Genomic DNA, 15,369 nt, shown 5'->3' on the forward strand with positions numbered 1-15,369 from the left:
GGGGCGGCCTGCGCGTGCCGCGCCCCGTCACCCGTTTGCGGCGCCGCCTCCTCCCGCCCACCCGCCCCCACCAAGCTCCGCTTGCCGTCGCGGGCCGGGGCACTCCGGACATGGGGCTCGTGGCGCCGAACTGGCACGCGTCAGCTTCTGAGGTCTCCAGCCTTCACACCCGCGATGAAGGCGGACCAGCCGGTGGGCGTGTAGTACTGGATGCCGACGCCAGGGTCCTTACTGTCCCGCACGGCGCGGCCGCCGGTCGCGGTGTGGGCGACCTCGACACACTCGCTTCCTGGCCCCGTGTGAGGGCGGCGGCGGGTGGCTTCGGCGATACTGGGCAGAGACGGAGTACCCGGCCGGTGCATAGGGGCCGGTGCATAGGGGAATGGTCATGAGCGCGCAGTCTCGGCACTCTCACGGTGCGATGCCTCTGCCCGAGATCCGGACCGTGGAAGACCTGAGATCGGCGCTGAGCCGGTACGGATTTCCGGGCGACCGGGAGAGTTTCGAGGCTGAGCTGGCCGAGGCCATAAGCTCCTCTCCCACGAACGATCTGGGAGCCGTGGCCGCTGTCGTGCGGGCTTATCGCCACCGCGTCCTGATCCGCAATTCGCCCGACGTCATGACGGCGCTCGAAGCTGTGCGGCCAGGGGCGAGTGATACATGAGCGAGGTTCCGGAGACGCCTCTGGAAGAGGCTGACTTCGCGAAGCAGGCGTTCGCTGAACTGACCGAGGGAGAGCAGGAGGTCGCGCCGGCCGCACTTGCGGTGATCAAGCGCACTCCGGCTGCCGGTCGCGAGATCCCCGGCTGGAGATCGCCGAGCGTGGAGTACACGTACACCACGCCCTTGGCCCGTGACTCGGCGCCGGGTGCGTCCAGTCGTGCTGCTCCGCGAAGCTCACCGCCCCAGGAAGATCGGGTTCGTGAAGGCCGTCAGTGGGCCCGGGAGGCCCGGGGCCGTCGGGGGGTGGCGGACTTCCGCTCGGGCGTATGCCGCGTATGACGGCGTCGTGCGCCACTCCACCGTGCCCTCGCCGGACGTCGGCAGAGGGGCGCTCGTGTGCAGGACGCCCTGGTCCGTCACGATGCGGACCGTGCAGCCCGGCGCGCCCTTGACGGCCAGGCGGACCGTGACCGGGGTGTCGCGGTCGACGGAGAGGCGTTCGCCGATGCCCGCGTGTCTGCCGCGGCCGCCCGCCGCGGAGAAGGCCAGCTCCACGGATTTCGACTCGGCGATGTAGGAGCGGCCGCGCCGCAGACCTTCCTGGATGGCCTCGCGGGTCAGGTCGTCGGCGAGGACCACCGTCTGCGGACCGCCGATCCGGTCGGGGTCGCGGTGCGCGTCGCTGTTGCCCATCGCCGGGATCCACGCCCTCCCCCCGCGTACGGAGGTCGCGAGCATGCTGTCCCAGTCGGCGAGGGAGACCTCGTCGTCCGGCGTGTACGCGCCGTTCCACACCTCGACCACGTCCGCCTCGCCGAAGCCGAACTTCCAGTTGCAGCCGATGCAGGTGGCGTGCGGATGGGCGGGGACGACGAGGCCGCCCGTGTCGCGGATCCGGCGGGCGTACCTGCCGAAGCGGTTGTCGCGGGCCCGGTAGCGCCAGTCGATGAACGTGCCGGGGTCCGTGCCGAGGGCGACCAGGTGGCCGTTGCGGGTGGTGACCTCCTCGCCCAGCATGATCAGCAGGTCGTCGCCCGCGTACTCGGCCCAGTGCGCGTGCGCGGAGTGGGTGTTGTGCTCCGAGCTGTTGATGAAGTCGAGGCCGGCGGCGCGGGCCAGCGCCGCGATCTCGGCGAGGGTGCGCCTGCCGTCGGAGTACACGGAGTGCAGATGGCAGTCGCCGCGGTACCAGGCGCGGCCGCGGCCCTTCGCCCGGTCCGGCGGATAGACGGGCTTCGGGGTGCTGCCGGGCGCCCCGTAGGCGAGGGTGATCGTCACCTCGTAGGGGAGGCCCTCGGGGGCGACCGTGTACGGGCCGAGCGCGATGTGCCAGGTGCCCGCCCGGACGCGGCCCGGGATGTAGCCGGGGGTCGCCTCGTCGGCGCGGATGAAGAACTCGGTGCGGGCCCCGCCCGACCAGCCGCGGAAGCCCTTGCCGCCGAGGTCGGTGCCGCGCTCGTCGAAGACGCCGATGTCCAGGGCGTTGCCCTGCGTCCCGGCGGGGACGGGCGGCTTCTGGTAGGTGTATGCGACGCGCAGTTCGCCGACCCCGTCCGGGATCTCCACGGGCAGGTACACGAAGTCGGGCGACCCGACGGGCAGCGTGCCGCGGACCGTCCGGGTCTCCTCGCTCCCCGGCGCCCGGCCCGCTGAGGGAGCGCGCCCCTCGGCGCCGCTCGCGAAACTCACGCTGTTCAACGTAAGCGCGGCGGCGGCTCCCGTCACGAACAGTGCGCGCCTGTTCAGTCCCTCGCGTACGACGTCCTCGCACATGCTGCGGCTCCCCAGGGTGTCGGTGGTGACGTGGGTGGTGCGTGCAACCCTGGTATTGAGCCGTGAACTGTGCGGCAAGGGAAGGCGATGGACGGTTTTCCACCCGGTGGCCGGGAAACGCGCCCGACGATCCTAGGGAGCCGTCAGCTCCACGACGACGTCATACACCGCCGGGTTCGGCGTGATCGGCTGCTTCGTCCGCTCCACCCCAAGGGCCGGTCCCGCCGGAGAGGTGGTCAAGGGGGGCCTAGTCGGTGGCCCCCGCCGCGAGCAGCGCCGCCTCGGTCTCCGGATGCGGGCCGTTGCGCGCCCAGCGCAGGGGGGACCAGCCCGTGCCGCGGTCCTCGCGGAGGTTCGGGTCGGCGCCGTGGGCGAGGAGTTCGCGTACCGCGTCGACGTAGCCCCAGCAGGCGGCACCGCACAGCGGCGTGCCCTCGGAGCCGTGCCCGCTCTCGGCGTCGGGTGGCGCGCCCGCCGCCAGCAGAAGCCGTACGGCCGCCGCCTCGCCGTTCACCGAGGCGGAGTACAGGGGCGTCGTGCCGTCGGCGTCCGGCAGCCTGGGGTCGACCCCTGTGCGCAGGAGGGAGGCGACGGCGGCGGTGTCGCCGAGCATCGCGGCGAACACCAGGCGTGCGGTGAGCTTCTTCTGCCGTCGTCTGTTCATCGGCGCCAGGGTAATGAGCCCGCGGCCATGGACCAACCGACTTTCCGGGGATAGGAAGGTACGGAGGAGGCCCCGAAAGAAAAACCGAGCGACGTACCGAACGACGCACCGAAGGAAGCACCCCGCCACACCCCCACCCCCCGGAGGCCCCGTGCGCATCTCCGCGACGCTGTACATGACCGACACCACCATCGGCCCGGTCCGTCTGGCGAGGGAGTTGGAGGGGCGCGGATTCGACGGCCTGTACATCCCCGAGCACACCCACATCCCCGTGCCCCGCGAGACCCCCTACCCCGGCGGCGAGCTGCCGCCCGAGTGCGCCCGTATGCTCAGCCCCTTCGTCGCCCTCGCCCAGGCCGCCGCCGTCACGGAGCGGATCACCCTCGGCACGAACATCGCCCTGGTCGCCCAGCACGACCCCATCGACCTGGCGAAACAGATCGCGACCCTCGACCATCTCTGCGGCGGCCGCGTCACCCTCGGCATCGGCTACGGCTGGAACCGCGAGGAGGCCGAGGACCACGGGGTCCCGTGGCCCCGGCGACGGGCCGTCGTACGGGAGCACATGGCGCTCATGCGGGCGCTGTGGGCCGACCAGCCGACGGCGTACGAGGGTGAGTTCGGGGCAGTGCGTCCCAGCGAGGTCCATCCGAAGCCGCGGCGCGCGCCCCGCAAGCGGCTCGGGAAGGGGCCGCTGTACGGGCCGCGCACGCTCATCGGCGGGGCCGCCGGGCCGGGGCTCTTCGCGCACATCGCGGAGTACGCCGACGGCTGGATGCCCATCGGCGGCAGCGGACTGCGTGACGCGCTGCCCGCGCTGCGCGCGGCGTGGGCGGACGCGGGGCGCGAGCCGGGCGACCTGTACGTGGCGCTGACGGCCGTGGCCCCCGAGGCGGGCAAGCTGGCGCACTACGCGGAGCTGGGCGTCGACGAGGTCATCGTGCAGCTGCCCACGGCCGGCGACGCGGAGGTGTGCGCGGCGCTCGACGCGGCGCAGCGGCATGTGAACCCCTGACCCCGGCAGACTGCGCGGAAGTATCTGTACAGGTCAGGCGTTGTCGCTCGTATGCTCGGAGACATGACCAACAGCGCGCAGCCCCCCGAGGCCGGACCACCCACCGCGAACGCCATGCGGCGCGCGCTCAGGCGGGCCAGGGACGGCGTCGCGCTCGACGTGAGCGAGGCCGCCGTCCTGCTCCAGGCGCGCGGCGAGGATCTCGACGACCTCACGGCGTCCGCGGCGCGGGTGCGCGACGCGGGCCTCGACGCGGCGGGCCGCCCGGGCGTCATCACGTACTCGAAGAGCGTGTTCATCCCCCTCACCCGGCTCTGCCGCGACAAGTGCCACTACTGCACCTTCGCGACCGTGCCCGGCAAGCTGCGCCGCGACGGGCACGGCATGTTCATGTCCCCGGACGAGGTACTCGACATCGCGCGGCGCGGTGCCGAACTGGGCTGCAAGGAAGCCCTGATCACCCTCGGCGACAAGCCGGAGGACCGCTGGCCGGAGGCGCGCGAGTGGCTGGAGGCGGAGGGGTACGACGACACCATCGCGTACGTCCGCGCCATCTCGATCCGCATCCTGGAGGAGACGGGTCTGCTGCCGCACCTCAACCCAGGTGTGATGTCCTGGACGGACTTCCAGCGGCTCAAGCCCGTCGCGCCCAGCATGGGCATGATGCTGGAGACCACCTCCGAGCGGCTGTGGAGCGAGCCGGGGCAGCCGCACTACGGCTCGCCCGACAAGGAACCGGCTGTGCGGTTGCGCGTGTTGGAGGACGCCGGGCGTTCGTCCGTGCCGTTCACCAGCGGGCTGCTCATCGGGATCGGTGAGACGTACGAGGAGCGCGCCGAGTCGCTGTTCGCGCTGCGCCGCGTGGCGCGGTCCTACCACGGCATCCAGGAACTCATCATCCAGAACTTCCGCGCCAAGCCGGACACGGCGATGCGCGGCATGCCCGACGCCGAGATCGACGACCTGGTCGCCACGATCGCCGTGGCCCGGCACATCATGGGCCCGGCGGGCAACATCCAGGCGCCGCCGAACCTCATCGCGGGCGAGTACGAGCGGCTGATCGGCGCCGGCATCGACGACTGGGGCGGGGTCTCGCCGGTCACCATCGACCACGTCAACCCCGAGAAGCCATGGCCGCGCCTGGAAGAGCTCGCCGAGCGGTCGGCGGCGGCGGGCTTCACGCTCGCCGAACGCCTGTGCGTCTACCCGGAGTTCGTGCGGCGCGGCGAGCCCTGGCTCGACCCGCGGCTCCAGCCGCACCTGCGGGCGCTCGCCGACCCGGGAACCGGCCTCGCCCGGCCCGACGCGACGGTCGAGGGCCACCCCTGGCAGGAGCCCGACGAGGGGTACGTGGCATCCTCCGGCCGCACCGACCTGCACCGCACCATCGACACGGACGGCCGCACCTCCGACCGGCGCGACGACTTCGACGAGGTGTACGGCGACTGGGAGGCGCTGCGCGAGCAGGCCGTGCCCGGCATGGTCCCGTCCCGCATCGACGGCGACGTACGCGCGGCCCTCGCCACGGCCGCCGACGACCCGACGAAGCTGACCGACGACGAGGCACTCGCCCTGCTGCACGCGGACGGGCCCGCGCTGGACGCGCTGTGCTCCGTCGCGGACGACATCCGTAAGACGGTCAACGGCGACGACGTCACGTACATCGTCACCCGCAACATCAACTTCACCAACGTCTGTTACACCGGCTGCCGCTTCTGCGCCTTCGCGCAGCGCAGGACGGACGCGGACGCGTACACCCTCTCCCTGGACCAGGTCGCCGACCGGGCCGCGCAGGCCTGGGACGTCGGCGCCGTCGAGGTGTGCATGCAGGGCGGCATCCACCCCGACCTGCCGGGCACCGCCTACTTCGACATCGCGCGGGCCGTGAAGGAGCGCGTGCCGGGCATGCACGTGCACGCCTTCTCACCGATGGAGGTGGTCAACGGCGCGACCAGGACCGGCCTCTCCATCCGCGAGTGGCTCATCGCCGCCAAGGAGGCCGGGCTCGGCTCCATCCCGGGCACGGCCGCCGAGATCCTCGACGACGAGGTGCGCTGGATCCTCACCAAGGGCAAACTGCCGACGGCCACCTGGATCGAGGTCATCAAGACCGCGCACGAGCTGGGCCTCCGCTCCTCGTCCACGATGATGTACGGACATGTGGACCAGCCCCGGCACTGGCTCGGCCACTTCCGCACCCTGGCCGGAATCCAGCAGGAGACCGGGGGATTCACGGAGTTCGTGACGCTGCCCTTCATCCACACGAACGCGCCCGTCTACCTGGCGGGCATCGCCCGGCCCGGACCGACCACCCGCGACAACCGTGCCGTCACGGCCATGGCACGTGTCCTGCTCCACCCGCACATCCCCAACATCCAGACCAGCTGGGTGAAGCTCGGCCAGGAGGGTGCCGCCGAGATGCTGCGGTCCGGCGCCAACGACCTCGGCGGGACGCTGATGGAGGAGACCATCTCCCGCATGGCGGGCTCCAGTTACGGCTCCTACCGGTCCATCGAGGACCTCGTCGCCATCGCGGAGTCGGCCGGACGGCCCGCGAAGCCGCGTACGACCTTGTACGGCGAGGTGCCCGAGGAGCGGCAGCTCGCCGCCAAGGCATCCGACGGGCAGCTGCCCGAGCTGCTGCCGCTGGTGGACTGACGGCGGACCGAGGCGGTGACGCCCGTGCGTTTCTCGGCGTACGGGCGTACACCACCGCCGTCAACTCGTGAGTCCCTAGCGGGTCAGCCCGCCACCGAACTCGACGCGGTTCTCCGGCAGTCCGAGCGACTTGGGGCTGAAGGACGTGATGCCCGTGACGGTCAGGCCGCCCGCGGCGCCGCGCAGGTGCCAGGCGGCGCCCGAGTCGGCGTACGTGCCGTCCTCCAGCGGGGCGGTCGCCGTCAGGTCGGCCTTGCCGTCCTTGTTCGTGTCGGACAGCAGGACCTGGCCGCCGAACTTGTCGGCCTTCTCGGAGGCTCCGGGCACGCCCGTCGTGGACTGCTGGAAGGCCTGCGCGCCCGTGCCGGTCAGGCCGGAGCGCGAGCCCTTGAGCAGGACCGTGCTCCCGGAGTCCGCGACCGACTCGATGTCCTCGCCGGGGATGCCGACGGCGATGTCCGCGTAGCCGTCGCCGTTCGCGTCGCCCGCGCTGATCGACGAGCCGAACTCGTCGCCGTCCTCGCCGACGCCGGGCACGCCCGCCGTGTCCTGGGTGATCTTCGCGGTGCGGGTCGTCGAGGGTCCGGACGCCGTGCCGTACTTGATGAGGACCGTGCCCTTCTGGTACGGCATGTCCTCGTAGTTGTTGCCGATGTCGCGGACCACGAGGTCGCCGTAGCCGTCCTTGTCGACGTCCGCGATCGCCCCGCCGAGGGAGGCCGCGAGCGGCTTGGAGGTGGTGCTCACGCCGCCCTTGCCGCCGGCCCAGAACTTGCTGGCGTACGCCTTCTCCTCGAAGCCGTGGCTGGAGACGATGTCGTCGGCGCCGTCACCCGTGACGTCGCCCGTGACGAAACCCGCCGGGCCGAAGACCTGGCTCGTGACGATCGCCTGGGTGCTCGCGGGCTTGCCGTCACGCGTGAAGGGGCCGTACGAGATGGCCATGCCCTGGTTGACGTTCTCCGGGTCGTCGCTGCTGGGCGGGAGGTCGACCGTGACCAGGTCCCGCTTGCCGTCGCCGTTGAAGTCGCCCGCGGTGACGTGCCCGCCGTTCCAGGGCATCTGGGTGCTGCCCTCGCCGGACAGGCCCGTGGCGGAGCCCCACAGGACGACGGCCTTGCCGTCGTAGCCGCTGACGACGAGGTCGGTGTACTGGTCGCCGTCCAGGTCGGCGGCGGCCGTCTCCTGCCCGAAGCGCCCGCCGTCCTCCGGCTCTCCGGGGACGCCGGGAGTGGCGCGGCCGAAGGTCTTCGCGTGCGCGGTGTCGGGGCCGGACGCCGAGCCGCGGACGACCGTCACCGTGCCGGGCGTCGTGCCTTCGTAGCCGCCGACCGAGGAGATCGCGAGGTCGGCGTACCCGTCGTGGTCGAAGTCGACGAGCGGGGTGCGGGGCGGTACGGGCGCGGCCGAGGCGGAGCCCGCGGTGGCGACGAGCGCGAGGGGTGTGACGAGCGCGGTGACCGCGATGGCGGCCGTGAGGGAGCGTCGCACTGATCCTCCAGAGGGTGTGGGGTGGGTGGCCGGTGTCGGGCGGGTCAGCCGCGCAGCCGCAGGCCGAACCGGGCGTCCTTCTCGGGGGCGCCGAGCTTCACCGGGCTGAGCGTGGTGGCGCCCGTGGTGGACAGGCCGCCCGTGGAGCCGAAGAGGTTCCACAGGGCGCCCGAGTCGGCGTACGTGCCGTCCTCGCCGGGAGCCGTGGCGGTCAGGTCGGCCTTGCCGTCCTTGTTCAGATCGGTGAGGGACACCTGGCGGCCGAAGTCGTCGCCCGTCTCGGAGACGCCGGGCACCAGGGCCGTCGTCTGGTTGTAGGCGACGGCGCCCGCGCCGGTCATGCCGCCGTCGGCCTTGGAGGCGCCCTTGAGCAGGACGACCGCGCCGGTGCCGGTGCTCGCGTCGAGGCTCTCGCCGGGGACGCCGGCGGCGACCTCCGCCTTGCCGTCGCCGTCCACGTCACCGGCGCTCAGGGACGCGCCGAAGGCGTCGTTCGCCTCGCTCGCTCCGGGGACGCCCGCGGTGGCCTGCGTGATGACCTTCCTGCGCGCGTCGGTGGGGCCGGTGGAGCCGCCGTACTGGATGGTGATGCTGCCCGGCGCGGTGTCGATCACCTCGGTGACGGAGCCGATGTCGCGGGTGATCAGGTCGCCGTACCCGTCGCCGTCGACATCGCCGACGGTGCCGCTGTACGCCGTGCCGAGGGACTTGGCGGTGTGGGAGACGCCGGTCCTGCCGCCCTTCCAGAAGCGGGCGTCGTGCGTCATCTCTTCAAAGCCGTGCGTGGTGACGATGTCGTCGACGCCGTCGCCCGTCAGGTCGCCCGTGATGAAGGAGGCAAGACCGGAGGGGCCGTCGTCCGTGGTGATGCTGTCCGTGGTGCGGGTCTTGCCGTCACGGGTGAACGGACCGTAGTGGATGGTCATCCCGGACACGTCCGGGTCGTCGCTCGGGTCGTCGTTCACGACGAGGTCGCGCTTGCCGTCACCGTTGAAGTCGCCCGTGGCGAACTCGGAGTACATGTTCGGCAGGAGGGTGTTCTGACCGGTCAGACCGTCCTTGGAGCCCCAGAGCACCGTGGCCTTGTTGCCGTCCCCGTCACCGCCGCTCACGAGCAGGTCGGTGTACGAGTCACCGTCCAGGTCGCCGGGGAGCATCTGGTAGCCGAAGGCGTACGTACCGTCGAGCTCACCGGGGACACCGGGCGTGGCCCGGCTGATGAGCTGGTGGCGCGCCGTGCCGGGGCCCGAGGCGGTGCCGTACACGACGGAGACGTAGCCGGTCTTCTCGACACCGTCGACGGTGCCGTGGGGAGCCGCGACCGCGAGGTCGGCGTACCCGTCGTGGTTGAAGTCGGTCACCGGTGTGCGGGGCGGCAGCGGCGCGGCCGCCGCGGAACCGGAGGTGGCGAAGAGCATGGCGGGGGTCGCCAGCGCGGCGACCGCGACGGCGGTGATGAGGGTACGGCGGGGCACGGAGCCTCCTGTGAGGTACGTCTGTGACGCAACGGGAGACCGGTTGCCCGAAGAGAAGGTTGTACACCGCAGGAACTCCGTTACGTCATACGGACATTCGACGGGCGTCAGTCCGTGTTCACCCCGCGCCCCGCACGTATGCGTGAGACTGGCCGACGACAGCAGGCGCGGCAGGGGCGGGAGGGGCCGGGATGGCGCGGGCCAGGGTGTCGATGCAGGAGCTGATCCGGCGCAGACGGCGGGCGGGTTTCGTGGGCCGGCGCGAGGAACTGCGGCTCTTCCGGGAGAACTTCGAACTGCCCGTGGACGACGACCGCCACCGTTTCCTCTTCCACGTGCACGGCCCCGCGGGCGTCGGCAAGACCTCGCTCGTACGTGAGCTGGGCCAACTGGCGAAGGACCGCGGCGCGCTGGTCGCCCACGTCGACGAGGGCGCGGGCGGCATCCCGGAGGTCATCACCGAGCTGGCCGCCCAGTTCGCACAGCAGGGCAGGGCGCCGAAGGCCCTGGAGCGGGCCCTCGCCACCCACCGGCAGCGCAGCCACGAGGCCGTCGCGGCGGCCCTGCGCGAGCCGGAGCCGGACGCGCCCTCCATGGGCGGTGCCGTGGCGGCCCGCGCCGGGGTCGTGGGCCTCGGCATGGTGCCGGTCGTCGGCGCCTTCGCCGGGGTCGTCGACGCCGAACGCCTCGCGCGCGGCGCCGACCGGCTGCGCGCCCGCTTCCGCACCCAGGAGGACGCCCGCCTCGTCCTGGAACCGGAGCGCGTGCTCACCCCCGTGCTCATCGACGAGCTGGCCGACGCCGCCGACGCCGCGCCCTGGCTGGCCCTCTTCTTCGACACGTACGAGCGGACGGCGCCGTTCCTCGACCGCTGGCTGCACGACATCATGACGACCGACCGGTACGGCGAACTCCCGGCCAACGTCGTCCTGGTGACCGCCGGGCAGCGCCCCCTCGACCCGGCCCGTTGGGAGGGCGCCGCGGACTTCGCCGCCGAACTGCCGCTGCGGCCCTTCACGGAGAGCGAGGCGCGCGCCCTGCTCACCGCCAAGGGCCTCACCGAGGAGCCGGTCGTCGCGGAGGTCCTGCGCCTCTCGGGCCGCCTGCCCGTGCTCGTCTCCACGCTCGCCGAGAGCGGCCCCGCGGGCCCCGGCGACGTGGGCGACCCGAGCGCCACGGCCGTGGAGCGCTTCCTGAAGTGGGAGCAGGACCCGGCGCGCCGGGCCGCCGCCCTGGCGTGCGCGCTGCCCCGGCGCCTCGACGAGGAGGTCGTACGGGCGGCCACCGGCGAGGCCGGTGAGGGCGGCGAGGGCCCGGCGGAGCTGTACGCGTGGCTGCGCGCCATGCCGTTCGTACGGGCCGACCGCGGGGGCGCGGCCCGCTACCACGGCGTCGTACGCGCCCCGATGCTGCGCCTTCGCCGCAACTCGGCCCCCGAGTGGTGGAGTGCGGGGCACACCCGGCTCGCCGAGCTGTACGAGCGGCGGCGCGTCGCGCTGGAGGAGGACCGGGACGGGCCCGGCCGCCCCTGGACGCGCCCCGCGTGGCGGGCGGTGCGCGTCGAGGAGCTGTACCACCGGCTGTGCGCCCGGCCGCGCGCCGCGCTGACCGCCGTGCTGCTCGACGGGGTCGAGGCGTGCCGCGTGGACACGGCCGTGGCCCGCGAGTGGGTGCGGGCCGTGTCGGACGCGGCCGACGACACCGGCGCCGAGCACCTGGGGACTCTGGCCGCCGAGTGCCGGTCCGCCCTCGCCTTCGAACGGGAGGGCCCGCTGCTGGTGCTCGATGTGCTGCTCGGCCGGGCGGAGCTGGACGACGAGGGCAGGGTGGCCGCGTACAACGCGCACGGCCTGCGGCTGTTCCTCCTCGGACGGCTGCGGGACGCCCTCGGCGACCACGAGCGCGCCATCGCCCTTGACCCCTCCGACCCCTGGGGCCACCACGGCCTCGCGGTCACCTACCGGGCGCTGGGCGAGTACGAGGAAGCCCTGCGGCACCTGACCGCCGCGGCCGGGGCCGCACCCGGCGCCGCCTGGGTGGCGCGGGAGCGCGGTGAGACCTACCGCCGCATGCGCCGCCCGGAGGAGGCACTGCCCTGGCTGGACCGGGCGCACGTGCTCGACCCGGCGGAGCCGCTGACCCTGGGCAGCCTCGGCCAGGTCAAGTTCGTGCTCGGCCGCCCCCGGGAGGCCCTGGACGACCTGGACCGCGCGGTCGCCCTGTGGCCCGACTACACCTGGGCCCTCACCCGCCGGGCCCGCGTCAGACAGCACCTCGGCGATGTCTCCGGCGCCCTCGCCGACCTCGACCGCGTCCAGGAACTCGCGCCGGACGCCGCGGGCACCCGGGGCGAGCGGGGTGACGTCCTGCGCTTCACGGGCCGCCACGAGGAGGCCGTCGCCGAGTACGAGTCGGCCCTCGCCCTGGACCCCGGCTACGCGTGGGCGTGGGGCAGCAGGGCCCTGTCCCTGGAAGCCCTCGGCCGCGCCGACGAGGCCGTGGCGTCCCTGGACGAGGCGCTGCGGATCGATCCCGGGTACGCGTGGGCGCGGGAGCAGCGGGAGCGCCTGCTGCGCTGCCCGGAACCGGGGATTCCGTAGCAACTGCGAAGCTCTGGTGAACGTCGTTCAAAAGCGACCTCGGGGGCGACTCCTCACATACCACTTGGCACCTGAATCGAACGTTCCCGATCGATTACAGTGCTGCAAAGTCGCAACCGGTCGAGGCGCGGCGAGGCACGTCGAAGCACGTCAAGGCAGGTCGAGACGCGGAGAGGGAGGTCCCGTGGGCACTGCGGCAGCCACCGGTGTCTGGGGCCGCGCCGAGCAGCAGGACTTCCGCAGCCGGGTGCGCGGCACGCTCCTCGGGGCCGCCCTGGGCGACGCCTTCGGGGCGCCCGTCGACCGGCTCTCCCTCGACGCGATCCGCGAGGAGCACGGCGCCGAAGGCCTCACCGAGCCCGTCCCCGCGTACGGCAGGCGCGGCGCGGTCACCGCCGCCACCCAGCTCACCCTCTTCACCGTCGACGGGCTCATACGCGCCCAGGTGCGGCGCGACACCGGCGCCTGGCATCCGCCGACCGACCTGCACCGCGCCTACCGCCGCTGGATCGCCACCCAGAGCGACTGGGGCCCCGACGAGCGGCGCAAGGAGGACGGCTGGCTGGCCCGCGAGGAGTGGCTGTACGCACGCCGCGATCCTCCCCGCGCCTGCCTCCTCGGCCTCGGCAACGTCGTCATGGGCACCCTCGAAATCCCCAAGAACCCCGACGAACGCGGCCCCGAAGCCGTCGTCAGGTCCGCGCCCTTCGGCCTCCTCGTCGGCTGGGAACCACAGCTCGTGCTCCAGCTCGCCGTCGAGGCCGCCGTCCAGACGCACGGCCACCCCACCGCCTATCTCGCCGCCGGTGCGCACGCCGCCATCGTGCACGGCCTCGCCCGCGGGGAATCCCTCGACGGCGCGATCCAGCGGACCCTGGCGATGCTCGCCACCCGCCCCGGCCACCAGCCCGTCACCGACGCGCTGCGGCACGCGCTGGGCGCCGTACGGCAGGGCATGCCCACGCCCGCGCGCGTGGCGGAGCTCCTGACGGACGGCACCGCCGAGGGGGCGCTCGCCGCCGCCGTGTACTGCGCCCTGGTCGGCGAGGACATCCGCCACGGCGTGCGGCTCGCCGTCAACCACGGCGGGGCGTCGGCCGCGACGGGCGCGCTGTGCGGGGCGCTGCTGGGCGCGCTGCACGGGGAGACCGCGCTCCCGCCGGGCTGGCTCACGGAGCTGGAGGGCCGCCCCACGATCCTGGAGCTGGCGGACGACTTCGCCATGGAGATGACCCAGGGCCCCGCCCTGCACGGCCCCGCCGCCTCCGCCCCGGGCTGGCTCGCCCGCTATCCGCGCGTCTAGTCCTTCACCGGGGTGGCGACGGCGCCGTCCTTCGGCTCGGCCGGAAGGGGCTCGGCGGCCGCGCCCGCCGAGCCGTCGTCGTCATCCGTGTTGATGCGCTCGATGAGCGCGTCCCGCTCCGGGGTGTCCTCCGGCTTCAGGTAACCGATGACGATGTAGAGGAAGAGCGAGACGGCCAGCGGGATCGACACCTGGTACTGGAGGGCGACGCCCCCGTCGATCGCGTCGTTGATCGGGTAGTTGACCAGGTAGAAGGCGAAGAGTCCGGCGCCCCAGCTGGTCAGCGCCGCGGTCGGCCCGGACGTGCGGAAAGTACGCAGCAGACCCAGCATCATCGGGATCGCGATGGGCCCCATCAGACCGGCGACCCACTTGATGACGACCGTGATGATGTCCTTGAACGCGGGGGAGTTGACCTGCGTCGCGACCGCCATGGAAAGACCCAGGAAGATCACCGTGGTCAGACGGGCGGCGAGCAGCCCCGCCCGCTCCGACCAGAACTTCGCCCTCGCCGAGAGCACGGGAGCCACGTCCCGGGTGAAGACGGCGGCGATCGCGTTGGCGTCGGAGGAGCACATCGCCATGGTGTGCGAGAAGAAGCCGACGATGACCAGGCCCAGCAGGCCGTGCGGCAGCAGCTGCTCGGTCATCAGGGCGTACGCGTCCGAGCCGTCGGGCTTCTTCGCGTCCACGAGGAGCGGCGACATCCACATGGGGAAGAAGAGGACGACCGGCCAGACCAGCCACAGGATCGCGGAGAGCTTCGCGGAGCGCGCGGCCTCCTTGGCGTTGGCGGTCGCCATGTAGCGCTGCGCCTGGTTGAGCATGCCGCCGTTGTACTCGAAGAGCTTGATGAAGAGGAACGCCAGCAGGAACACCGTGCCGTACGGCCCGACCAGCGGCTTCCCGTGGCCCGCCAGCTCCGGCTCGTCCCAGACCCCGAAGAAGCCGCCGAACTCACCGAGCTCGGCGACGACGGCCACGAACATCGCGATACCGGCGAACAGCTGGATGATGAACTGCCCCAGCTCGGTGAGCGCGTCCGCCCACAGTCCGCCGATGGTGCAGTAGATCGCCGTGATGACACCGGTGATGAGGATGCCCTGGTTCAGCGACACACCCGTGAACACGGACAGCAGCGTCGCGATCGCGGCCCACTTGGCGCCCACGTCCACGATCTTCAGGAGCATCCCGGACCAGGCGAGAGCCTGCTGCGTCTTCAGGTTGTAGCGGGTCTTGAGGTATTCGAGCGGCGAGGCGACATGCAGCCTTGAGCGGAGCCTGTTGATGCGGGGGGCGAAGAGCCGCGCGCCGATGGCGATGCCGAGCGCGATGGGGAAGGACCAGGTGACGAAGGACGTCACGCCGTAGGTGTACGCGATACCGGCGTACCCGGTGAACATCACCGCGCTGTAGCCGGACATGTGGTGCGAGATGCCCGACAGCCACCAGGGCATCTTGCCGCCGGCGGTGAAGAAGTCGCTGACGTTGTCGACCCGCTTGTGGGACCACACGCCGATCGCGACCATCACGCCGAAGTAGCCGATGAGCACGGCCCAGTCGAGACTGTTCATATGGCCCTCCAGGGGTCCGCCTGGTGAACTGCGCATAATGGCTCGCACTTCGCCAGTACCGGCCGCTGGAGACATGAACGACCCGGAAGTGCGTGCTCATCGTGGGTTCGGGCATGCGTCGGCGACAACGGGGGGTAGGGTCAAGAGCGTGCA

10 protein-coding genes are annotated in these 15,369 nt (G+C 72.4%); 4 read left to right on the plus strand and 6 right to left on the minus strand.

Translation table 11 applies throughout. The features are described 5' to 3' along the window. Window positions 1-140 precede the first annotated feature (140 nt). From ACWDVB_RS31845 to ACWDVB_RS31855, 3 genes are all read right to left on the minus strand, one after another. Window positions 141-362: a DUF397 domain-containing protein gene (locus ACWDVB_RS31845; RefSeq protein ID WP_451518406.1), complete on the minus strand. Its 222-nt coding sequence runs from the start codon at window positions 360-362 to the stop codon at window positions 141-143. Window positions 363-897: 535 nt separating this feature from the next. Next, window positions 898-2,436 carry a CehA/McbA family metallohydrolase gene (locus ACWDVB_RS31850; RefSeq protein ID WP_451518407.1) on the minus strand — a complete coding sequence of 513 codons (1,539 nt, stop codon included), beginning with the start codon at window positions 2,434-2,436 and terminating at the stop codon, window positions 898-900. A 247-nt stretch (window positions 2,437-2,683) separates the two neighbouring features. Then, window positions 2,684-3,100, minus strand: a complete 417-nt coding sequence (locus tag ACWDVB_RS31855; RefSeq protein WP_451518408.1) for an ankyrin repeat domain-containing protein — start codon at window positions 3,098-3,100, stop codon at window positions 2,684-2,686. Window positions 3,101-3,251: 151 nt separating this feature from the next. On the opposite strand from ACWDVB_RS31855, the gene ACWDVB_RS31860 reads away from it, so the two are divergent. Both ACWDVB_RS31860 and ACWDVB_RS31865 read left to right on the plus strand, forming a co-directional pair. After that, on the plus strand, window positions 3,252-4,115 hold the full coding sequence (locus tag ACWDVB_RS31860; protein ID WP_451518409.1) for an LLM class F420-dependent oxidoreductase: 864 nt from the start codon (window positions 3,252-3,254) through the stop codon (window positions 4,113-4,115). A 63-nt stretch (window positions 4,116-4,178) separates the two neighbouring features. Then, the gene (locus tag ACWDVB_RS31865; protein ID WP_451518410.1) at window positions 4,179-6,773 is read left to right on the plus strand and encodes a bifunctional FO biosynthesis protein CofGH; all 2,595 of its coding nucleotides are present in this window, start codon (window positions 4,179-4,181) and stop codon (window positions 6,771-6,773) included. Window positions 6,774-6,848: 75 nt separating this feature from the next. On the opposite strand, the gene ACWDVB_RS31870 is transcribed toward ACWDVB_RS31865, so the two are convergent. Both ACWDVB_RS31870 and ACWDVB_RS31875 read right to left on the minus strand, forming a co-directional pair. Beyond that, window positions 6,849-8,264 (minus strand): FG-GAP and VCBS repeat-containing protein, encoded by a 1,416-nt coding sequence (locus tag ACWDVB_RS31870; RefSeq protein WP_451518411.1) that lies wholly within the window; start codon window positions 8,262-8,264, stop codon window positions 6,849-6,851. Window positions 8,265-8,308: 44 nt separating this feature from the next. Then, a complete protein-coding gene (locus ACWDVB_RS31875; protein ID WP_451518412.1) occupies window positions 8,309-9,739 on the minus strand; it encodes an FG-GAP-like repeat-containing protein in 1,431 nt (476 codons plus the stop codon). Window positions 9,740-9,930: 191 nt separating this feature from the next. Between ACWDVB_RS31875 and ACWDVB_RS31880 the strand changes: the two genes are divergently transcribed. Both ACWDVB_RS31880 and ACWDVB_RS31885 read left to right on the plus strand, forming a co-directional pair. Then, a complete protein-coding gene (locus ACWDVB_RS31880; protein WP_451518413.1) occupies window positions 9,931-12,339 on the plus strand; it encodes a tetratricopeptide repeat protein in 2,409 nt (802 codons plus the stop codon). A 184-nt stretch (window positions 12,340-12,523) separates the two neighbouring features. Next, a complete protein-coding gene (locus tag ACWDVB_RS31885; protein ID WP_451518414.1) occupies window positions 12,524-13,642 on the plus strand; it encodes an ADP-ribosylglycohydrolase family protein in 1,119 nt (372 codons plus the stop codon). Here ACWDVB_RS31885 and ACWDVB_RS31890 read toward each other — a convergent pair. Further along, window positions 13,639-15,216 carry a sodium:solute symporter family protein gene (locus tag ACWDVB_RS31890; protein WP_451518415.1) on the minus strand — a complete coding sequence of 526 codons (1,578 nt, stop codon included), beginning with the start codon at window positions 15,214-15,216 and terminating at the stop codon, window positions 13,639-13,641. The genes ACWDVB_RS31885 and ACWDVB_RS31890 overlap by 4 nt on opposite strands. Window positions 15,217-15,369: the final 153 nt, after the last annotated feature.

The sequence above is a fragment of the Streptomyces sp. NPDC003379 genome, assembly GCF_053589195.1.